At 44.0% G+C, this 23,837-nt stretch carries 10 protein-coding genes; all 10 read left to right on the top strand.

What is annotated here, in order from left to right:
* Positions 1-14: 14 nt before the first annotated feature.
* Positions 15-2,828 carry a family 78 glycoside hydrolase catalytic domain gene (locus AACM02_RS06990; protein WP_339116482.1) on the top strand — a complete coding sequence of 938 codons (2,814 nt, stop codon included), beginning with the start codon at positions 15-17 and terminating at the stop codon, positions 2,826-2,828.
* Positions 2,829-2,842: 14 nt separating this feature from the next.
* A complete protein-coding gene (locus AACM02_RS06985; RefSeq protein ID WP_339116481.1) occupies positions 2,843-5,539 on the top strand; it encodes a glycoside hydrolase family 78 protein in 2,697 nt (898 codons plus the stop codon).
* 24 nt (positions 5,540-5,563) lie between these two features.
* Positions 5,564-8,671 carry a glycosyl hydrolase gene (locus AACM02_RS06980; protein ID WP_339116480.1) on the top strand — a complete coding sequence of 1,036 codons (3,108 nt, stop codon included), beginning with the start codon at positions 5,564-5,566 and terminating at the stop codon, positions 8,669-8,671.
* Positions 8,672-8,755: 84 nt separating this feature from the next.
* The gene (locus tag AACM02_RS06975; protein WP_339116479.1) at positions 8,756-10,186 is read left to right on the top strand and encodes an L-fucose/L-arabinose isomerase family protein; all 1,431 of its coding nucleotides are present in this window, start codon (positions 8,756-8,758) and stop codon (positions 10,184-10,186) included.
* Positions 10,187-10,198: 12 nt separating this feature from the next.
* Entirely contained in the window at positions 10,199-12,910 is a 2,712-nt protein-coding gene (locus AACM02_RS06970; RefSeq protein ID WP_339116478.1) for a glycoside hydrolase family 78 protein, read from the top strand.
* A 162-nt stretch (positions 12,911-13,072) separates the two neighbouring features.
* On the top strand, positions 13,073-14,947 hold the full coding sequence (locus tag AACM02_RS06965; protein ID WP_339116477.1) for a beta-L-arabinofuranosidase domain-containing protein: 1,875 nt from the start codon (positions 13,073-13,075) through the stop codon (positions 14,945-14,947).
* A gap of 129 nt (positions 14,948-15,076) precedes the next feature.
* Positions 15,077-16,732, top strand: a complete 1,656-nt coding sequence (locus AACM02_RS06960; protein WP_332457374.1) for an alpha-L-rhamnosidase C-terminal domain-containing protein — start codon at positions 15,077-15,079, stop codon at positions 16,730-16,732.
* 22 nt (positions 16,733-16,754) lie between these two features.
* Positions 16,755-20,012: a glycosyl hydrolase gene (locus AACM02_RS06955; RefSeq protein WP_339116476.1), complete on the top strand. Its 3,258-nt coding sequence runs from the start codon at positions 16,755-16,757 to the stop codon at positions 20,010-20,012.
* A 10-nt stretch (positions 20,013-20,022) separates the two neighbouring features.
* Positions 20,023-22,608, top strand: coding sequence for a glycosyl hydrolase (locus AACM02_RS06950; protein WP_339116475.1), 2,586 nt, complete (start codon positions 20,023-20,025; stop codon positions 22,606-22,608).
* 20 nt (positions 22,609-22,628) lie between these two features.
* Positions 22,629-23,831, top strand: coding sequence for a glycoside hydrolase family 99-like domain-containing protein (locus tag AACM02_RS06945; RefSeq protein WP_214063719.1), 1,203 nt, complete (start codon positions 22,629-22,631; stop codon positions 23,829-23,831).
* Positions 23,832-23,837: the final 6 nt, after the last annotated feature.

Raw genomic sequence — 23,837 nt, 5'->3', positions numbered from 1 at the left:
AAAATATCAATAAAATGGGAAAAAAACACCTGTTGTTGAGGGGATTCACGGTAGTGTTGTTAAGCCTGAATATGCTTTTTAATGTTTCGTGCCAATCGCCAGTTAAAAACTCAGTTAAGGAAATGTTGGTGGAATATTTAAATGATCCACTGGGTGTTGATACTGAAAAACCGCGTTTTTCCTGGAAGATTGTTTCTCAGGATAGGGAGGTAAAACAAGTTGCTTATCAAATAATTGTGAGTGAACATAAGAAAGACATAAAAAAAAGAAAAGGCACGGTTTGGAATTCCGGAAAAATCACAGGCGATGAAAGCGTAAATATTGATTACATGGGAATTCCGCTTGAAAGCAACAAGACCTATTATTGGACGGTAGGTGTCACACTCGGTAACGATAAGGTGATGTGGGGTGAACAAAGTTCGTTTCATACAGGAGTATTAAACAACGCGTTATGGAAAGCAAGATGGATAACATCTCCTGATGAAATTACCGACGCTTCTCCTTTATTCCGGAAATCTTTCCCGGTGAAGAAAAAAATAAAAAATGCAGTGGCATACGTGACAGCAGCAGGATTCTATGAGCTGTACCTTAATGGTAGCAAAGTGGGTGACCACGTTCTTGATCCTGGAATAACCGATTACAGAAAAACTGTTTTATACTCAACTTACGATGTTGCTTCGTTCTTGAAAAAAGGAGAGAACGTGGTGGGTGCCATGGTAGGAAACGGTGCATGGAATTTACGAAAGACTACGGGAAGATGGAGTTGGCACGGTTCAGCTCCTCTTGGCAAACCGGCCTTGTGGGTACAGTTAATGATCACCTATACCGATGGAAGTGAAGAGACAATTGTTACCGACAATACATGGAAAACAACATCCGGCCCAATCACTTTCAATAATTTATACGGCGGAGAAGATTACGATGCGCGCAAAGAAATTCCGAACTGGAACACAACAAGAATGAATGACTCCGCTTGGGAGTTTGCGGTGTTAAGTGAAGAGCCAAAAGGTGCATTAAAATCACAAATGATGCCTGCGATCAAAGTAACGGAAACATTGAAGCCCATAAAGCAAATTAATCCTGAACCCGGAGTCTATCTCTTTGATTTAGGCCAAAACATAGCAGGGTGGTGGAAAATTGAAGTAAAGGGGAGCCCGGGCCAGACCGTCAGGGTTCGCGGCGCTGAGACACTCAATGATTCACTCTTTTCTGAACCGCTTAAAGAAGGGGATAAACTGAGTACTGCTCAAAGGTATCACTCCGAAGTATGGACGGACTACATCATCAAAAGTGATAAACTGGAGATTTACGAACCCCGCTTTTTTTACACCGGTTTCCGCTATGTTGAAGTAACCACAACGAACAACCAAAACCTCAATCATGTGAAGGTAGAGGGAAGGGTAGTCAGGACAGATTTAACCCGAAACGGTACATTCTCTTCCTCCGATTCTTTATTGAACCAAATTCATGAGGCCGGACTGTGGTCACAGATGGGAAATACCCACGGTTACCCTACAGATTGCCCGCACCGGGAGAAAGGGGCATATAACGGTGACGGACAAATCATCGCAGAAACTTCCATACACGATTTTCAGATGGCACCTTTTTACACCAAATGGCTAAACGATATGAGGGATTCCCAGGAAGAAAACGGAAGAATCCCGAATACCTCCCCAACACTTGTCGGAGGAATGGGAGGTGGAGTTGCCTGGGGCAGTGCTTATGTTCTTATTCCTTGGTGGATGTATAATTATTATCAGGATAAACGCATACTTGAAGACCATTATCCTGCGATAAAAAAATACCTTACTTATCTTAAGGAACTGGGGAATAAAGACGAAGACCCTTCTGAACCTTACATCATTGACAACTTTATGGGTTACTGGTATTCTTTGGGAGAATGGTGTGCTCCGGGGAAACTAAACGGAAAAAGCGATTGTCCCAATCATGCAGTGGTAAATACTTTTTATTATTATTACAACAACCTTATCTTTTCTAAAATTGCCGAAGAACTCGGGCATACTCAGGACAGTGAGTACGCTAAAGCACTTTCCGACACTATCAAACAAAAGTTCAACGAAAAGTTTTTTGACCCAAGCACAGGCCTTTACGGTACAGAGGAGACCTACCAGACCTATCAGCTTTTAGCTCTGGTTGGAGATATGGTGCCGGAGGAATACAAGGAGAGCGTATTGCAAACCATCATTGACGATGTTCAAAAACGCGGTGATCATCTGAATACCGGAATAATCGGGACGAAATACCTTTGGCCGGTCCTCGTTGAAAATGGTCAGAATGAGCTTGCTTACAGCATTGCTTCACAAACCACTTATCCCAGTTTTGGGTACTGGATAAAAAACGGAGCCACCACTCTTTTAGAACAATGGGAAGGGGATAACTCCCACAACCATCAGATGTTCGGTACAATTACGGAATATTTCTACAAATTTCTTGCCGGAATACAGTCACCTATGGAAGGGCGAACTAGCACAGGATACAAACAGATTTATATTGAACCTCATGTACCACAAAGTCTGAATGCTGTCAGTGCATCCATAGAAACCGTTAACGGATATGTTGCTTCTTCGTGGAAAAAAGAAAACAATGCCTTTTTTCATACCGTTTCTATTCCGGCAAACACTTCAGCGATTATTGCCATACCCGTGGGTATTAAAGATATGGATCTTTACGAAGACAATAAAAAGATATGGAGTAAAAACGAATCTTTAAGCCTTACGGATGGAATAAAGAATGTTGCCTACAAAGGAGATAAATTAATCATCGATGTAGCATCAGGAGTCTACAACTTTAAAATTGAATATAAATAACATAATAAATTGACATGAGCAGATTTTTACCAGTATTTTCAATCTTTTTGATTTTTCTAATTAATTTTCAAAGCTATTCTCAAGTCACCGTTAAAAACCTAAAATGTGAGTATCTGGAGAATCCTGTCGGATTAGACGAAACTCATCCCCGTTTTACGTGGCAGATGGAATTGCATAAACCCGGGAACTACCAATCGGCATATGAGTTGGCGGTGGGAACAACAGAGACAGATGTTGCTTCAGGAAAAGGCGATGTATGGCAGTCGGGAGTTGTAGAAAGCTCTGTAATCCCTGTTGTCTACGGGGGAAAAGGGCTAAATCCGTTTACCCGGTATTTCTGGAGTGTACGGGTGAAAGACGAAAGCCAACAATGGTCGGACTGGTCTCTACCTCATTTCTTTGAGACCGGAATGATGGGACAGCTCAGCTGGAAAGGAAAATGGATTACCGACACATACGATTTCAACGTGAAACCAGCAGCTTATTTTCGCAGAGCTTTTAAAACGGATAAAACCATAAAGTCAGCACGCGTATACATAGCTGCAGCAGGACTCTACGAGCTCTCCATCAATGGGAAACGTATAGGGAACCATCGGCTTGACCCCACTTACACACGCTTCGACCGGCGAAACTTATACGTAACCTACGACGTTACCGAAAATTTGCAACAAGGGAACAATGCGGTGGGTGTTTTGCTGGGTAACGGCTGGTATAACCATCAATCTACTGCCGTGTGGTATTTCGACAAAGCTCCGTGGCGCGCACGACCGAAATTTTGCATGGACCTGCACATAACCTATTCCGACGGAACAGAAGAGGTTATCGCAACCGATGAAAGGTGGAAAACCTCAGAAAGCCCTGTAATCTTTAACAGTATCTACACGGCCGAACATTACGATGCCCGAAAAGAACAGCCCGGATGGGACACTCCGAATTTCGACGCGAAGGGCTGGAAAAACATTTACACCACAGGAGCACCTTCCAATAATATAGTGGCACAGGCACTGCACCCGATCCGCAATGTCAGGGAATACCGTCCGGTAAGCCTGAAGAAAATTGACGAATACACCTGGCTCTACAATTTCGGGCAAAACATGTCGGGGGTAACCCGAATGAAGGTAAACGGGCCTCAAGGAACTACAATCCGGTTGAAACATGTGGAACGACTTGACTCGGCAGGACGTGCTGACATGTCAAACATCGATGTGCATTACCGGCCTACGGATGACTCAGACCCTTTCCAAACGGATATCCTTATCCTGAGCGGTAAAAAAGAAGATGACTTTATGCCTCGCTTTAATTACAAGGGATTTCAGTACGTTGAAGTGACCTCAGATAATCCGTTGAATCTGTCGGAAGAAAACCTGACTGCCTATTTTATGCACAGCGATGTACCCCCGGTAGGGAAAATAAATTCTTCCAACAATACCCTCAACAAAGCTTGGCAGGCATCCAACGCATCTTACTTATCCAACTTATTCGGTTATCCTACCGATTGTCCTCAACGGGAGAAAAACGGGTGGACGGGCGACGCCCATATCGCTATCGAAGTAGGATTGTATAATTTTGACGGGATCACCGTGTACGAAAAATGGTTGGCAGACCATCGCGACGAACAACAATCTAATGGCGTGCTTCCGGCCATTATTCCGTCAAGCGGATGGGGTTACCAATGGGCAAACGGACCAGACTGGACAAGCACCATCGCCATCATCCCGTGGAACATCTACCTTTTTTACGGCGATACCCGGTTACTGGAATTGTGTTACGACAATATTAAACGGTACGTGGATTATATCGACGAACAATATCCTACGGGCATAACCGATTGGGGACTTGGCGACTGGGTACCCGTAAAATCGGTAACACCGAAGGAGTATACTTCAAGCACCTATTTTTATATAGATGCGCTTATCCTTGCCAAAACAGCCAAATTATTTGGAAAGATGACAGATTTTGAGCGTTATTCCACACTTGCTGAGAAAATAAAATCGGCCATCAATAAGAAGTACCTCGACTATGAAACCGGAATTTACGGAAGCGGTTTGCAAACCGAGTTAAGTGTGGCTCTACATTGGAATTTAGTTCCCGAAGAGCTAAGAAGTAAAGTGGCCGACAACCTGGCACGTCGTGTGGAACAAGACAACAAACACATCGACGTGGGGTTGCTCGGAACCAAGACCATCTTAAACGCATTGAGTGAAAACGGATACGCACAACTGGCTTATGAAGTGGCATCACAGGAGACCTTCCCGTCGTGGGGCTGGTGGATAGTGAACGGAGCCACCACTTTTTATGAAAACTGGCCACTTGACGCAGGAAGTGATATCTCGTTGAATCACATCATGTTTGGGGAAGTAAATGCTTGGTATTATAAAGCATTGGGGGGAATTTTTCCGGATGAAGACCAACCGGGATTTAAAAACACTGTCCTTAAGCCCAATTTTGTTAAGGGGTTAACCCATTTTGAAGCTTCTCATGAAAGCCCTTACGGTAATATCATTTCCTCATGGCGGAGAAAAGGCAAAACGATAGAGTATGAAGTGACGGTTCCTGCAAACAGTACCGCAACACTGTATTTGAACGGAAAGAGTATTCGGGAGAATAATAAACCCCTCGAAAAAAATCCGTTGATTGAACTAAACAAATCGGACCCAGGCATGCATATTTTAAGATTAAAAGCAGGTTCCTATTCGTTCTCTATAAAATGATCATCCATTAAATGAATTTCCAATATGGGAAAAATACACCTGTTACTTGTCCTCATATCTATATGCCTTTCCGGATGTACATTGACTCCTGAAAAGAACAATCCTGAGAAATTTTACTTTAACGAGGTTGAAAAGAACTTTTCCAATCCGGGCAGTGAATTCAGGTCGAGTCCCCTTCTGGTGTTTAATGAAGTAATAACCAAGCCTGACTTGGATAGAATGATAAACGAACTGCATGAAGCTGGATTTGGGGGCTTTTTTGTCCACCCCCGCCCGGGATTGATTACGGAGTATCTTTCGGAAGAGTGGTTTGATCTTTTCAAATACGCTACAGAAAAAGCTTCGCAACTGGGAATGGAGGCCTGGATCTATGATGAAAACTCTTATCCCAGCGGATTTGCCGGAGGCCATGTACCCGCACAGATGCCTGAGTCCTATAATCAGGGACAGGGATATAATTTGACAAAATACACCTTTCTTCCGGATTCTCTTCCTACAGATTATCTGTGTTTGATGAACTCAAACGGCAAGTATATCGACATTACTTCGCAAACAACAGACTATCTGGGGAAAGAAGGAGATTACTACCTTTACGCCAAAACCTTTTACCGCAGTTCGCCCTGGTACGCCGGCTATTCTTATGTTGATTTATTGCTCCCCGGCGTAACGGAGAAATTCATCGACGTGACCATGGAAGGATACAACAGGGTTTTGGGACGTGAGTTCAACAAGACAGTCAGGGGAATCTTCACGGATGAACCCAATATTGTAACCTCCGGTGGTTTCAGGTGGACTCCCGATCTTTTTGATATTTTTAAAGCAAAGTGGGGATACGACTTGAAGGAGTATTTACCTCTGCTGAGCGAAGAAATCGGGGATTGGAAAAAAGTCCGCTATCACTATATGGAAACATTGCTGCAACTATTTATTGACAGGTGGGCAAAACCGTGGTTTGAATATACAGAAGAAAGAAATCTGATTTGGACCGGACATTACTGGGAACACGGATGGCCCAACATGAACGACGGGCCTGACAATATGGCCATGTACGCTTGGCATCAAATGCCGGGGATTGATATGCTTTTCAATCAGTTTAATGAAGACTCACCACAAGCCCAGTTTGGGAATGTACGATCGGTAAAAGAAGTTCGAAGTGTTGCCAATCAAATGGGATATAAAAGGACCTTGAGCGAGACGTATGGCGGAGGCGGATGGGACGTGACCTTTAAGGACTTAAAACGTTTGGGAGACTGGGAATATGTATTGGGCATAAACTTCATGAACCAACACCTATCCCATCAAACCCTGACCGGAGCACGAAAATACGACTACCCGCCTGTTTTCACCTATCATTCTCCCTGGTGGAATAATTACAAGTATCTGAACGATTATTTCGGCAGGTTATCGTACGTATTAAGCGAAGGGGTCCAGAAGAACGATATTGTTATTATTGAACCTAACTCCACGTTGTGGAGCTATTACTCTCACAGTGGTGGCAATCCACAATATCCACAATTGATGGAAATTGGGAAAAATTTTCAATCTTTTGTTACAAAATTGGAAAAAAGTCAGGTAGAGTTTGACCTGGCCTCCGAAAACATCATCAAGGATAATGGAAAAGTTCAGAATGACAAGTTTTCCATCGGCAAGGCACACTACACAACCGTGATAATCCCCCCGCTGACCGAAAACCTCAGTAAGCCGACTGTTGAGCTGTTAAATCTCTTCGTAGCATCCGGCGGTAAACTGATCTGCTTTTCAAGACCCAGCAGGGTGGACGGAGAAGAAAATGAAGAATTGACTGCTCTGCTAAATCAAAACACAGTACAACACGTTACCGATCTCAACCCCGAAATCATTAACAGTTTATTGTCGGAGCAAGGGTGTAAAATAACCCATGCCGGTGGCGACCTGTATCATTACCGGAAAAGTTATTCGGACGGCGAGATGTTGTTTATTGTCAACTCTTCCCTGAGCGAAGTTTCAACTGGAAAAGTTTCTTTGAAGGGAGCCTCACTGATTGAGTTGGATGCACTTGAGGGCAACATGTATACATACCCTTCTGAAAAAGAAGAAAAAGGGCTGCTGTCTTTTGAGTTTAAAATTGAACCTTCCGGCAGCTTACTCTTGTTTTCCTCCAAAAAAACAAATCATAACTATCCGCTCAGGGAATCCGGTCAACAAACAAACCAGGTGAAAGCCGAAACGGAAACAAAGGTCTCGCGACTCAAAGACAATGTCTTTATTGTAGACTTCTGCGATCTCGTCATTAACAACAAATCCGAAACCAACCTGCACGTTTCCAAAGCAACGGATATTGTTTTCAAAACAAACGGTTTTGAGAACGGCAATCCCTGGAATTCGTCGGTACAATACAAAAAGAATACGGTCGAGAGAGACACCTTCTCCGGCGGCGGATTTGAAGTTACCTATCGTTTTAAAGTTACTGGAAATCTGGACAAAGACATTAAGTTAGTGGTTGAAAGGCCCAACCTGTTTTCTGTCAGTGTCAATGGGAAAAAAGCTTCAGCAATACCCGGAGAATGGTGGTTGGATAAATCTTTCGGAGTATATTCCGTGGGTGAATTTTTAAAAACCGGAGAGAACAGTGTGGAGTTAAGCATCCCAACCATGAGTATCTTTGCTGAAATCGAACCCGTTTACCTGTTGGGAGACTTTACGGTTGTTCCCGAAAAAGTGGGCTGGAGCATTGATGCTGCCAAAAAAGAGTTGACCCTGGGAAGTTGGAAGGAGCAGGGCCAACCTTTTTACTCCTGGGATGTAAAATACAGCAAGACCTATTCCATTGACGATACAACAAGAAAGCACACCCTAAAACTCGGAAAATGGAACGGCACTGTTTGCGAAGTGTATGTCAACAACAAAAAGGCAGGAATCATTGGTTTTGATCCCTACACGCTGGATGTATCCCCCTGGCTGGAAAAAGGAAAAAATCAAATTGACGTATGTGTAATCGGCAGCTTAAGAAACCTTTTAGGCCCTCATTACAACAATCCCTCTCAGGGTTTAGCCGGACCTTTTAACTGGAGGAATATAAATGCTCCGATACCACCCGAAGCGTACAAAATGGTTGATTACGGGTTGTTTGAAGATTTCGAGCTGGTCTATTAATTCATTTAACTTTCGCATGTCGTAACTACTGTTACCGTTACACATGCGAAAGTTATATTATTTACATAAATTTAAAATTAAAATATGAGTAAAGTTGGTTTGTTTAGCGTTGGGTTGGACACCTATTGGGGACAATTTGGCGCCTTGCTTAATAACCTCACAGGTTACCACAATCAAATCAGAAACAAATTAGAGAGCTTTGGCGCTGAAGTCGTGGATGCCGGCATGGTCGACAATATTGACAAGGCACAGAATTCGGCAAAGTTACTGAACAACAGTGATGTTGATCTGATTTTCCTTTTTGTATCCACCTATGCTTTGTCCTCTACTGTCCTCCCGATTGCCAAACAATCAAAGGTTCCTTTTATATTACTTAACCTGCAACCGGTAGGAAGTTTGGATTATGAAAAATTCAATGCCTTGGACGACTACGCCGAAAAAACAGGAATATGGCTTGAACATTGTCAGGCGTGCGCCATACCGGAAATTGCCTGCGTGATGAATAAGGCTGAAACCCGATACCACACTGTTACGGGATACCTGAATGAAGGCAGTGTCTGGAATGAAATCAGGGGATGGATAGATGCAACAAATACTGTTAAAGCATTGCAAAACAACAGGATGGGTGTATTGGGGAATTATTACGGAGGGATGCTCGATGTGTATACCGATTTAACCGGACAAAGTGTAACTTTCGGCACTCATTTCGAGATGTTGGAAATGTGTGAGTTGAAGAAAATCCGCGATAATATTTCTCCCGGTGAAATAACGGAAAAAATAGCGGAATTTGAATCTGTTTTCGATATTGACCGGAAATGTGATCCGAAAGAAATTGAACGTGCGGCAAAAACCTCCGTAGCGCTGGATAAACTGGTGAAAACATATCAACTGGGCTCATTGGCATATTATTACGAAGGGCAGACGGGAAATGACTACGAGAATATCATTACCTCTGTGATTGCAGGAAACACATTGCTCACGGGCAGAAGTATTCCTGTTGCAGGAGAGTGTGAAGTAAAAAACGCACATGCTATGAAAATCATGAGCGAATTAGGCTCCGGAGGATCTTTTTCCGAATTCTATCTTATGGATTTTAAAGACAACGTGGTGTTTTTAGGACACGACGGCCCCGCTCACTTCAACATCGCCGAAGGTCGTGTCAAGCTGGTTCCTTTGCCTGTGTATCACGGGAAACCGGGCAATGGACTATCCATTCAGATGTCGGTAAAACAAGGGCCTGTTACTTTGCTTTCGGTAGTTGAGGGTAAAGATTCGGTCTTCTTGCTGGTCGCTGAAGGCGACTCCGTTGAAGGGCCCATCCTGGAAACAGGTAACACAAACAGCCGTTACAGCTTTCCGTGTAATATTCGTGATTTCGTAAACAGTTGGAGTAAATACGGGCCATCGCACCATTGTGCTATAGGGGTTGGACATATAGCGCACAAAATTGAAAAAGTGGCATTCTTGTTAAATATCCCCATGGTAAATGTTTGCCAGGAAATTTCTAAAAAATAAAAACACAATCTCATGAAAAAAGTCTTAATTCTGCTTATTGCTGCAATCAATTTCGGCTGTAGTCTGAATAATTCATCCGGCCGTGTAAGTTTCGGCAGGCTGGTATGCGAATATGAAGAATCTCCATTACTGGTTGAAGAACAAACTCCACGCTTCGGATGGCAGTTACATTCAACGGAAAATGGATTTGGACAAACGGCTTACGAGCTGGAGATATTAGACATTAAAGGCAACACCGTTTGGTTATCAGGAAAAATTCAGTCCGACGAAAGCCAGCATATCCCGTACACGGGAAAAGACCAGTTAGGTGCTGGAGAACAATATCAATGGCGGGTTCGCATCTGGGACAACAACGACAAAAGCACGTCCTGGAGTGAAAAATCATTTTTTCGTATCGCTCCCGATAAAAAGCAGCTTAATGCCCTTTGGATAGGTGCTATAAAGAGAGAGGACTCCAATCTTCCGGGTGGAAGAAACTACCACAATGTACCTGATTCCTCCGAAAAAGGACAGCTATGGAGAGAGACGGATCCTCTGTCAAGGAGAAGCATCTATTTACGTAAGTCTTTTAAAGCTCAAAAACGGATCGAGGATGCAATTATCTACATCAGCGGATTGGGGCACTACGAACTCTCATTAAACGGAAAGAAAATCGGTAACGACCAGTACAATCCGCTGTGGAGTGATTATGACAAAACCGTCTATTACAACGCATACGACCTCACAGAGGGAGTAAAAAAGGGAGATAATACCGTAGGTGTGCTCCTCGGAAACGGATTCTACAACGAGCAAGGCGGACGATACAAGAAAATGCAGGTAAGCTTCGGCCCTCCTACCCTGTTCCTAAAAATATCCATTACCTACACAGACGGCACAAAAGAAGAGATCATATCCGATGAAAACTGGAAATATTCTCCCAGCCCCATTGTCTTTAACAGTATGTATGGTGGAGAAGATTACGATGCGCGTCTTGAACAACCGGGATGGGACACGCCTGGCTTTGATGATTCACAATGGCTTCCTGTTGTTGTGGATAATGCTCCTAATGGGGAGTTAAAACCGCAAACTTCAACCCCTGTAAGGGAAATGGAATATTTCTCCATTAAAGAGAGTATGAAAACAGGTGAATCGTATGTGTTGGATATGGGACAAAACCTCTCCGGATATCCGGCCTTTACCGTAAAGGGAAAACGGGGTGACAAAATTCGTCTGACCGTTGCCGAACGGATAAACGACGACGGCAGTATAAATCAAACACAGTCTGGCGGGCCCTATTACTACGAATATACACTAAAAGGAGAAAGCGAAGAGACCTGGCAACCCCGTTTTTCCTATTACGGGTTCCGGTATATCCAAGTTGATGGAGCCAAGTTATCGGAATCGGAAGACAACAGGGATATTCCGGTCATAAAAGCGATAAAATCCTGTTTTGTTTATAACTCAGCCGAACCGGCAGGTAGTTTTCATTCTTCCAACGAGATCTTCAATAACGCGCACAACCTGATTGTGAATGCCATTAAAAGCAATATGCAAGCCGTATTTACCGATTGTCCGCACAGGGAAAAACTCGGATGGCTGGAAGAAGTGCACCTGAATGGACCCGGGTTATACTATAATTTCAACTTGGCCAGGTTTGCTCCTAAAATCATGCAGGACATTCGCGATGCACAGTTACCGAACGGTTTGGTAACAAGTATTGCTCCCGAATACGTAGTTTTCAACGGTGGATTTCGGGACTCCCCCGAATGGGGAAGTGCCAGCGTTATTTTCCCGTTTATGTACTACGAGTTTTACGGAGACAACTCGCTTATAGTTGAATATTACGATGTTATGAAAAGGTATGTCGACTACCTAACCACAACAGCAAAAGACCACATCGTTTCGCACGGGTTGGGCGATTGGTGCGATTACCGGGAAGATCAGCCTTATGGCGTATCACACAATACCCGCATCTCATTATCCGCAACAACTCATTACTTCATGGTGATTGATTATTTGGTGCAAGCGGCCGAGATGCTTAGTAAAAAAGAAGACATAACATTCTATTCCAATCTCCGGGAGGAGGTAAGAACCGCTTTTAACAAGGAGTTCTTCAACGAAGACACCAAACAGTACGGAACCGGAAGCCAGGCATCCAACGCCATGCCTTTGTTTGCAGGATTGGTTAACCCCCAAGACAAACAATCGGTCCTCGACAACCTGGTCAAGGATATCGAAGAAAAAGGATACAGACTCTCCACCGGTGATGTGGGGAACCGATACTTGTTTCAGGCACTGGCAAGAAACGGATTGAATGAAGTGATGTACAAGATGCATAACCACAACGAAGTTCCAGGTTACGGCTTCCAGCTTCAGTTTGGAGCCACCACACTTACGGAGCTTTGGGATCCGAGAAAAGGCGCTTCGTGGAATCATTTTATGATGGGACAGATAGAAGAGTGGTTCTATAGGTCGTTGGCAGGTATTGATGTAGAAGAAAACGCATACACCGGATTCAAGAACTTCAAAATCGCGCCGCAGGTCGTAGGTGACTTAACGTATGTAAACGCCTCTTACAACACCTTATACGGGACCATCAAGGTGGACTGGAAGGTGGATAACGGCCAGTTCGAAATGGATATCGAGGTTCCCATTAATTGCGAAGCAAAAGTATATCTGCCTCAGGAAACCAATTACACCGCCGTGAAAAGCGGAAAATACAGTTTCAAAAAGAGATTGCAGTAAACAACTCATGAAACGACTGTTTTTAGTGCCTTTTACCGGCTTTCCTTCGCAATTTTTCTTAGCTTTGCCCAGGGAAAGTCTGGTATAGGGACCTAAACGCTGGATTCATGGAATGAAAACAGAAAAATAGATAACTGAGATTTACAATAAAAATTTATTCTCATGAAGTATTACCTGTTGCTGATCTTGTTTTTCAGCAGCTTTCATTTATTTCCCCAAAAAAAAGTAAAATCGGCTGTTCAGGACAAACTTTCACCTGCAACAACGGCAAATATTGAAGGCCATATTGGAGAAAAGCTTGATGCTTCTTTCAACAACCGGGTATTGGCACAGGATGCTCACCGGTTGATCCGTCCGTTCACAATCCACGATGAGTACAGCTGCTGGCAGAGCGAATTCTGGGGCAAATGGTTCACTTCAGCCGTACTGGCTTATTCCTACCGCCCTGACCAGCAACTTATCAATAAGCTTAAAAATGCAGCGTACGAACTGATGGCAACACAGACTCCCGAAGGCTACATTGGCAATTATGCCTCCGAAAGCCGGTTGAAAGCGTGGGATATCTGGGGAAGAAAATACGTTATGCTGGGTTTAATTGCTTATTACGATGTATCAAAAGACAGAAAGGCATTGGAAGCGGCTGCAAAAGAAGCAGATTTTCTTATCCAGGAATTAGCGGATAAAAATGCCCTGATTGTAAAAATGGGTAACCACAGAGGTATGGCTGCCTCTTCTGTCCTGGAACCGGTTTGTCAGCTCTACATGCGAACCGGGAATGAAAGGTATCTGGATTTTGCGGAAGAAATTGTTCGTCAATGGGAAACGCCAGAAGGGCCTCAGCTTATTTCCAAAGCATCGGTTCCTGTGGGTCAACGATTTGCAAAACCGGCTGAAAATTGGTACGGATGGGAACAGGGACAAAAAGCATATGAAATGATGTCGTGCTACGAAGGGTTGCTTGAGCTCTACCGGATTACAGGAAAAGAATCTTACAAAAAAGCTGCAGAGCAAACCTGGCAAAGCATTACGGATACCGAAATAAATATTGCAGGTTCGGGTGCGGCAATGGAAGCCTGGTTCTCCGGAAAAAAAATCCAGCACGTCCCCATAGCGCATTATCAGGAGACGTGCGTGACCGTTACGTGGATAAAATTCAATCAACAATTACTCAGGCTGACCGGCGAGTCAAAGTATGCCGACGCCATTGAATGGGCATATTACAATGCTTTGTTGGGAGCAATGAGACCCGATGGGTCTGACTGGGCAAAATATACACCGCTTTCCGGCCAAAGGCTACCCGGATCGGAGCAATGTGGAATGGGATTGAACTGCTGCAATGCCAGCGGGCCTCGCGGATTATTCACTATTCCCTTAACAGCAGTTATGTCGAGCAACGAAGGCCTGAATATAAATTTCTACATGGAAGGTTCTTATCAAACAACTTCACCCCAAAAAAATGTAATTACCGTAAAACAACATACGGATTATCCTGTTTCGGGAAATGTGAATATATCGCTTGAAATGAAAACGGCTGAAAACATGACGTTGGCCTTAAGGATTCCCTCTTGGAGTGATGAGTCAACCGTTTTAATCAACGACCAGCCGGTTGAAAAGGTGACTCGGGGCGATTACCTGAAAATCAGCCGTACCTGGAAAGAGGGTGATAAGATTCAAATCAGATTGGATATGAAAGGGGAACTCCATTATACGGGTCAAAGCCCGGTAAACGTTGCTATCACACGCGGACCTGTTGTCTTAACGCGAGACGAAAGGTTGGCCGGCCCTAAACTCGAAGCCGTAATCGCTCCAATAAAAGACAAGAACGGATTTATCCACTTAACTCCCCAAAAAAACCATAATTCCGATGCTTGGATGGTTTTTTCCGCTAAGTTCCTGCCCGAAGCTTATACCGAATACAACGCAGAACCCGTTGAAGTAAATTTATGCGACTATGCTTCTGCTGGCAATACAATGGGCACCTACCCCTTTTTTAAAGTCTGGATGCCGCAGTTAGTGGATCCGAGAAAAACGGAATAAACATTTAATTATTTAAAAATGAAAATCAAGAGTTTACTGTTTTCAATAATTTTGCTTGGAGCAAGCACTCTGTTTTCTCAAAACAATATTTTGAAAAACGCTTTTGAGAACAGATTACAAAAGGATGATATGACTCAAAGTTACGTCACTCCCGCCAAACTAGTCTGGTCTTCCGATCAAACGGGAGAGCATGTAAAAAACCCGGAGGTTCTTTTGAAAGAATTTGACGGTCAGCTATCCACAAGCGGTGCCGGAATGTGCGTCATGCGTTCCGATACAGATAAACAGGCATCGGTTTTACTGGATTTTGGGACGGAACTCTATGGCGGTCTCCAGCTAGCAGCCGGAATCAGGGGAAACAAAAAACCGCTAAAGGTAAGGGTAAGGCTGGGAGAATCGGTCTCGGAAGCGATGAGTAACAGCATTGACAACTCTGTTCCCGGAATGAATTCTGCCACTAACGATCATTCATTAAGGGATTTTATCATCGAGTTGCCATGGCTGGGAAGTGTTGAAGTGGGAAATTCAGGATTCAGGTTCGTACGAATTGATCTGTTGGATTTGAACGAAGATCTTCCGTTAAAGGCGGTCAGGGCCATCTTCCGGTACCGGGACATTCCTTATACCGGATCCTTCAGGTGCGACAACGAAAGGCTAAACAGAATATGGGAAACCGGTGCATATACTGTCCATCTGAACATGCAGGAGTACCTCTGGGACGGGATTAAACGCGACCGGCTTGTTTGGGTCGGCGACATGCATCCGGAGGTGATGACAATAAACACGGTATTCGGGAAAAATGAAGTGGTCAGGAAAAGCCTCGATTTTGCCCGAGACACAACTCCTTTACCCGGATGGATGAACACCATCTCCTCCTATTCTTTATGGTGGATTATTATTCACCGGGACTTATACCTGCATCAGGGAGATTTAGCATACCTGAAAGAACAGCAAACATACTTGAACGCCCTTATTCAACAAATTGTTGCCCGGGTATCAAACGGAAAGGAAGAGCTCGACGGTGGACGCTTTTTAGACTGGCCCACGTCAGAGAAAAAGGATGTTATTCATTCCGGGTTGCAAGCCCTGACGATCATGAGCCTGAAAGCGGGAGAAGATATTGCTGGCTGGTTAAAGGATGAGGCGCTAAAAAAGATGTGCCTATCCAGCTTATCCTCCATGCAGAAATACATCCCTTCACACCGGGACAGCAAACAGGCAGCCGCCCTGCTGTCCATAGCCAACGTTCTCCCTTCCGCTTCTGCATCAAAAGTGATATTGAAGGACGGGGCAACCGATTTTGCCACTTTCTACGGATATTACATGCTGGAAGCATTGGCTAAAGACGGAAAATACGAAGAAGCCATGGACATCATCTCGGACTATTGGGGTGCTATGCTGGACCTGGGAGCTACTACTTTTTGGGAGAATTTCATCTATGAAGAAAGAAAAAATGCAGGCCGGATTGATGAATTGGTTTCCGAATCAAAATACGACATACACGCAGATGGCGGCGACTACTGTTACGTAGGGCTGAGGGGAAGCCTGTGCCACGGTTGGGCTTCAGGACCCACTACCTGGTTGACGGAACACGTTTTAGGCATTAAGGTTGTAGAACCCGGCGCCAAAACAATCCGGATAAAACCCAACCTGGGGAACCTGAAATTTGCCGAAGGCAACTACCCTACCCCATACGGAAAGGTTTATGTTAAACATGTAAAGCAGGCTGACGGAAAGATAAATACCACCGTTCATGCACCGAAAGAAATAAACGTTATCAAGTAGATTTATATTTAAGCAAAACATCATGGTAAAGATTTTATGTGGCCTCTCTCTCTCTCTCTTTCTATTACTTTTCACTTCGTGTAAACAGAATAATACCGAGACCATTCTCCAACAATCAAAATCCCTGGAATCCGGTTTTATTTCCCCACCCGACACGGTTCAAACCAGTGTTTACTGGTACTGGATCTCCGATAACATCTCCAGGGAAGGGGTTATTAAAGACCTCCATGCCATGAAAGAAGTGGGGATAAACAGGGCTTTTATTGGCAACATCGGACTCAATGACCTCCCTTCTGGAGACGTTAAAATGTTTACTGAAGAATGGTGGGAAATTATGCATTTGGCTTTAAAGACAGCCTCTGACTTAGGTATCGAAATAGGAATATTCAACTCCCCCGGGTGGAGCCAGTCGGGTGGGCCGTGGATAAAACCCGAAGAATCCATGCGGTATCTTACATCTTCCCAGTTAACGGTGGAAGGGCCAAAAAAATTATCGCAAAAAATTGATCCGCCTGCCGATTTTTTTCAGGATGTTAAAGTATTGGCATACCGGATGCCCGGTAACGTTCAACCGGATGTAAACGACAAGAACGCGACGATAAGCTCAGTTCCTTCCCACCAACAGTTGTCGAGGATTGTTGACAAAAACGGAGCTACTTCCCTATCAATTTCTCCGGCAAGTGAATTTACTATTACGTTTGATACCGGGCAGCCTTTTACGGCAAGAAGCGTAACCGTTACATTGGCCGAAACACCGGCTTCCGTAGAAGCGGTCTTTCAGGCTAAGGACGACAGGGGGGAATACAGGATTGTTTCGGAATTCAGTGTCAACCGATCGAACATAAGCCTGAACGTGGGCTTCAAACCTTTCGCCCCAGTCGTGATTTCCATTCCGGCTACAACATCACAAAGCTTTAAACTGGTGCTTAAAAACATACGCAAGCCTTTGAACCTGGCCGAGGTGGAAATCAGCGGCCTGCCTAAGGTGGAAAGATACAGCGAAAAGACATTGGCCAAGATGCACCCTACCCCTCTGCCTTATTGGGATGCTTATCTTTGGCGGGAACAACCCGAAGCGGATGACAGAAGCCTGGCAGTTCAAACAGACCAGGTAATCGATATTTCGGAATCTCTTTCTACAGATGGAACCCTAAACTGGGAGGTACCTGAAGGAAACTGGAGGATACTGCGGATGGGGATGACGACAACCCGTGTGACAAACAGCCCGGCTTCTCCTGAAGCGACCGGCCTGGAGGTGGACAAAATGAGCAAAAAGTGGGTAGCTGAACATTTCGACAGGTTTATAGGAGAAATCATAAGAAGGGTACCCGAACAGGACAGGAAAACATTCAAAGTAGTAGTACAAGATAGTTACGAAACAGGAGGACAAAACTTTACCGATGGATTCCTCGATGAGTTCAGGGAGAGATACGGGTACAACCCTGTACCTTTCCTACCCGTATTCGAAGGAGTGGTAGTAAACAGCCAACTCGAATCGGACAGGTTCCTGTGGGATATCAGGAGGATGATTGCAGACAAAGTGGCGTACGATTATGTGGGCGGATTAAGGGATGTCAGCCACAAGCACGGACTAAGAACATGGCTCGAGAACTACGGACACTGGGGATTTCCCGGGGAATTTCTGATGTATGGAGGACAATCCGATGAGATCGGCGGTGAGTTCTGGAGCGAGGGAGAGTTGGGAGATATCGAAAACAGAGCCGCAACCTCGGCCGGACACATTTACGGAAAAAACAAAATATCAGCCGAATCAAACACCTCGGGTGGGCCGGCTTATTCGCGTTATCCCGCCAAAATGAAACAACGGAACGACCGTTTCTTCGCCGAAGGGATCAACAGCACTCTGCTTCACGTCTATATCATGCAGCCCTATGAAGATAGGAATCCGGGTGTGAATGCCTGGTTCGGAAACGAATTCGACCGGAAAAATACATGGTTCTCTCAACTGGACGTGTATATACAATACCTGAAAAGAGTAAATTTCATGCTCCAGCAGGGTCTGAACGTTGCTGACGTAGCGTATTTTATTGGAGAAGATGCTCCTAAAATGACAGGGACCACCGATCCACCACTGCCCGTCGGATACCAGTTCGATTACATCAATGCCGAGGTAATTCTAAGGGACATAGAAGTAAAGGATGGCAAACTCACCTTACCGCACGGCACACAGTATAAAGTGCTGGTGTTGCCAAAACTCGAAACAATGAGGCCCGAGCTTCTCAAAAAAATTAAACAACTGGTACAGGATGGAGCCGTAGTTCACGGCCCCGCCCCTTCCCGCTCACCCAGCCTTCAGAATCAGCCGGAGGCTGACCGGGAAGTGATGAGAACGGCTGCCGAGCTGTGGGCCGAAGTGGACGGGATAAAGGTGAAAGAAAGAACCTACGGAAAAGGACGGATCATGGATGGATTAACGTTGGAGGAGGTCTTTCGCAGCATCAACCAGATCCCCGACTGCAGACTGCCTGAGGATAATTCCATCCACTACGGACACAGGACAATGAAGGGAATAGACATTTATTTCCTTAGCAACCAGACCGATAAAGAAACAGTGATCCAGCCTGAATTCAGGGTTACCGGTAAACAACCAGAACTGTGGGAAACGAACAACGGTAACATCAGGCCTCTTCCTGCATTCAAAGCCAAAACAGAATCTACGGTTGTACCTCTGAAACTAGCTCCATACGAGAGTGTATTTATTGTATTTAGGAACAAAGCAGGAAAAAATGTAATGAACAATCTTGAAGAGAACTATCCGACACCGGAAATCATTGCTGATCTGAAAGGACCCTGGCGTGTCACCTTTGATCCCGCTTTCAGAGGGCCTGCCAGCCCACTAGTGTTTGATACTCTATACGACTGGACTACCTCCCGGAATGATTCTATAAAATACTATTCCGGAACAGCCACTTATTCTATTACATTCAAAGCTCCTGATAACAAAGGGAATAAGACCATTGAGTTAGACTTAGGTAGCCTGACCGCCATGGCCAAAGTGAAAATCAACGGTAATTATGCAGGGGGAGTATGGTCCTATCCCTACAAGCTGGATATCACCCAAGGGGTGAAACCGGGACAAAACGAACTGGAGATAGAAGTGGTAAACAACTGGATGAACCGACTGATAGGTGACCAGCTACTTCCTGACCATAAGAGAGAAACATGGAGTTTTGTCAATCCTTACAATACAAAAAGTAAGTTACAGCCATCAGGTCTTTTTGGACCGGTAACAATTGAAACCGTTGAATATCATAATTAATATTACACACATGAAAATAGATAATTTGCATATAATCAGGATATTATCTGGTTTTTTAACATTGATATTCGCATCGCTGATTAATATCTTCGCACAAAATACCAACCCTGAGAACACTGCATTCCAAATCAATCAACACAATACCAAACTATCAGACGAATTGGTTGATTTGTTCATTTCCCCACCTGCGAATGCAAAGCCAAGAGTCATGTGGATGTGGATGGGTACAAGCATCAGCAAAGAAGGTATCACTCGCGACTTGGAAACATTACATGAGGCTGGCTTTGGCGGGACAACCATGTTTAGTTTAACTGATGTAAATACGGTTTTCGCATATGATTTCGAAAACTCCTTTCAGAAAAACATCGTTGCATGGACCGAACCGTGGTGGGAACTTGTCCGGTTCGCGGCCGAAGAATCAAAGAGACTGGGGATGGACTTTGGAATGAATAATTGCCCGGGCTATGAGACAAGTGGAGGAAAATGGATTCCTGTTGAATATTCCATGCAGCAGATATGTTATTCGGAAACTGCAGCAGAGGGAGGAAAGCCCATCTCATTGTACATCCCCAAACCCACGGTTGACCCGAGAGCGGTTATGCTTGGTCCGGTACACAACCCGGAAACCGGAAAATTGGAAAAGCCCGTTATCCCGGAACGTAACACCTATTTCAAAGATATTGCTCTTTTAGCCATTCCTGACGATAATAAACCTGTTAGCCCGGATCAAATCATTGATCTGACAGACAAAATGAATGCCAACAATACGGTTGATTGCATGTTACCGGAAGGGAAATGGACAATATATCGATTTGGACACACTACCATGGGGGCATTAATTTATCCAGCTCAATGGAAAGCAGCTGGATTTGAATGCGATAAAATGAATCCAGATGCTGTTTCTTTTCATCTGGATCACATTATCAGTGAATCTAAGAAACATCTAAAAGATCTTGTTGGTAATACCTTCTCGCATTTTCACTTCGACAGCTATGAAGCAGGAAACGCCAACTGGACACCCCGTATGAAAGAAGAATTTTATGCCAGAAGGGGATACGATCTCACGCCTTATCTATTGACTTTTGCTGACAAAATTTTTGTAGACAGTATCAAGACTAGACAATTCAAGCAAGATTTTAATGCCACAGTGAGAGACCTTCATGCAGATGTCTATTTCTCTATCATTCAGAAAAAATTACACGAAGCCAATCTCATCTTCTCGAGTGAACCGTATGGAGGTCCCTGGAAAGAAGAAGATGTTTTGCCGAAGGTAGATCGTGTTATGACAGAATTTTGGACAACGAATAACCGATATACTCCCTACAAGGTTAAACCCACTATCGAAGCTGCCAGGAAGAGCGGACAAAATCTTATAGAAGCAGAAGCTTTTTCAGGCCAGCCATCCATGAGTATGTGGTCAGAGACACCTCACGGGCTCAAAGCAATTGGCGATGAGGCTTTTTGTGAGGGTATCAATCGATTCGTTCTTCACCGTTTTACGCAGCAACCCTATGCGGAGAAATACAAGCCCGGTGTCTCTATGGGACAATGGGGTACACATTTTGACCATACTCAAACATGGTGGGAACACGGTAAAGCAATGTTTAAATATTGGCACCGCTGTCAGGCCATGTTACTCTACGGAAAGAACGTTGATGACCCCAATGCTTTTAAAGTAGTCACAAATGAAAGCAATATATCACTGAAGTCAATCCAACGGAGCCACCAAACAATCCACTTCTTTTTTGTTGCCAATGTTTCACGGGAACAGGGAAATGTCATATGTTCGTTTCCTTATGCCGGTAATAAACCAGAACTATGGGATCCTGTCACAACCACTATTCGTGATTTACCAGCGTACACAATTGAAGATGGAAGAATTCATATACCCCTCAATTTTTCACCATCACAGAGTTTTTTCATTGTATTCAGGACACCCCTGTCTCATAAATCTTCAACCCTTTCCCTTAAAAATTTCCCGAATCATAAGGTTGTGAAAGACATCTCACGTGATTGGTCGGTAACCTTTGACCATAGATGGGGTGGTCCGGAGAGACCAGTCCTCTTTTCAAGATTGGAAGATTGGACAGAAAATACTGATAAGAGGATTAAATATTATAGCGGTACAGCTACATACCACAAGTTATTCGATTGTGAAGAAACGCTTTTGGGAAAAGATATTTTCGTCGATTTAGGTCATGTCAAACACATTGCCCGTGTTCGTGTTAACGGCACAGATTTGGGAGTAGTCTGGTGTGATCCATGGATGACAAAAATCCCTGCAGAAATATTAAAAAGGAACAATAACGAAATACTAATTGAAATTACGAATGTGTGGGCAAACCGGTTAATTGGAGATGAACAGGAACCTGAAGATATGGAATGGGGTATGGCTGACTTTGGTTACGGCAAGTTTCGTTACATGAAAAAGTTTCCGGATTGGTTTTTGAACAACCAACCAAGACCTTCAAAAGGAAGATATTGTTTCACAACTTATAATTATTTCACAAGAGAATCCCCATTAATACCATCAGGCCTGATTGGTCCGGTCCGTTTACTTTTAATTGATGCTTCTACAACTGTTCCATTAAGTTAATTTAATGATAGTATAAGGAAATGAGAACATTTAAATTTTCACTTAATCTCTTCCTGTTTTTGGTTGCTCTTCTTATCTCTTCGTGCACAAGCAACAACAGGAAAAACAACGGTCAGGAATCAGAATATATTCTGGCAGCCTTTTACTGGCCGGCATACCATTACGAACCGCGCGCTGAATTTCTGTTCCCCGATAAAAAAGGGGAATGGGAGATCATTTATAATGCTGTACCTAAAGAAGAAGGCCATCAACAACCGAAAGTCCCTTTATGGGGATACCTGGACGAGGCAGATCCGGAGGATATGGGCAAAAAGATTGATGCCGCACTCGATTACGGAGTGAATACTTTTATTTTCGATTGGTACTGGTACGAGAATAAACCTTTCCTGGAGGATGCCGTAAACAATGGATTTTTAAAAGCGAACAACAATCGGATGAACTTCTACTTAATGTGGGCCAATCACGATGCAACAACATATTGGGACGTAGATAATCCCAATATAGATTCAGTTATCTGGGATGGAGAAGTGAACAGGGAACAATTTAACATTGTGGTGGACCGGGTCATTTCACGCTATTTTAAAGAACCTTCCTATTTAAAGATAAACGATGAACCTGTCTTCTGCATTTACGAGTTAAATACACTCATCCATGGTTTAGGAGGGGCTGAAAAAACCAAAGAGGCGTTGGATTATTTCACCCGGAAAACGAAAGAGGCCGGATTTTCAGGACTGCATTTGCAAGCTGTTTTATGGGGAGCATTACCCTCAACCCTTGTGGGGGTACCCGGAGACAGTATAGAGAGTCAGAACAAAGTACTGGAATTTTTCGGATTCAAAAGCTTAACAAACTATTGTTGGGCTCACCTGCAAAATCCTGACGGAGATTACGAAGTGTGGGGAGATGCATCCACCGGTATGTGGGATAAATTCAACAACGACTTTTCCATGACCTATTTCCCAAATGTAACAATCAGCTGGGACGCCAATCCTCGTTTTCTTTTTAAAGCAGGATACATAGATAACTCCACACCTCAAAAGTTTGAGAAGTATCTGATTAAAGCAAAAAAGTTTGTCGACAACAACTCCATCGAACCCAAAATAATTACCTTAAACGCATGGAACGAATGGTCGGAAGGGAGTTACCTGGAACCGGACACTGTTTGGGAATACGGATATCTGGAAGCTGTAAAACATGTTTTCCCCGGAAATAATAACCAATGACCTAAA

The organism is Petrimonas sp. (genome assembly GCF_963921705.1).
Lineage (GTDB): Bacteria > Bacteroidota > Bacteroidia > Bacteroidales > Dysgonomonadaceae > Petrimonas > Petrimonas sulfuriphila.
This window is presented reverse-complemented; position numbering and strand designations above follow the sequence as displayed.

Excerpts from the sequence above, each read along its gene's own strand:
- AACM02_RS06990 (WP_339116482.1), top strand. The coding sequence starts at position 15 with ATGGGAAAAAAACACCTGTTGTTGAGGGGATTCACGGTAGTGTTGTTA.
- AACM02_RS06985 (WP_339116481.1), top strand. The coding sequence starts at position 2,843 with ATGAGCAGATTTTTACCAGTATTTTCAATCTTTTTGATTTTTCTAATT.
- AACM02_RS06980 (WP_339116480.1), top strand. The coding sequence starts at position 5,564 with ATGGGAAAAATACACCTGTTACTTGTCCTCATATCTATATGCCTTTCC.
- AACM02_RS06975 (WP_339116479.1), top strand. The coding sequence starts at position 8,756 with ATGAGTAAAGTTGGTTTGTTTAGCGTTGGGTTGGACACCTATTGGGGA.
- AACM02_RS06970 (WP_339116478.1), top strand. The coding sequence starts at position 10,199 with ATGAAAAAAGTCTTAATTCTGCTTATTGCTGCAATCAATTTCGGCTGT.
- AACM02_RS06965 (WP_339116477.1), top strand. The coding sequence starts at position 13,073 with ATGAAGTATTACCTGTTGCTGATCTTGTTTTTCAGCAGCTTTCATTTA.
- AACM02_RS06960 (WP_332457374.1), top strand. The coding sequence starts at position 15,077 with ATGACTCAAAGTTACGTCACTCCCGCCAAACTAGTCTGGTCTTCCGAT.
- AACM02_RS06955 (WP_339116476.1), top strand. The coding sequence starts at position 16,755 with ATGGTAAAGATTTTATGTGGCCTCTCTCTCTCTCTCTTTCTATTACTT.
- AACM02_RS06950 (WP_339116475.1), top strand. The coding sequence starts at position 20,023 with ATGAAAATAGATAATTTGCATATAATCAGGATATTATCTGGTTTTTTA.
- AACM02_RS06945 (WP_214063719.1), top strand. The coding sequence starts at position 22,629 with ATGAGAACATTTAAATTTTCACTTAATCTCTTCCTGTTTTTGGTTGCT.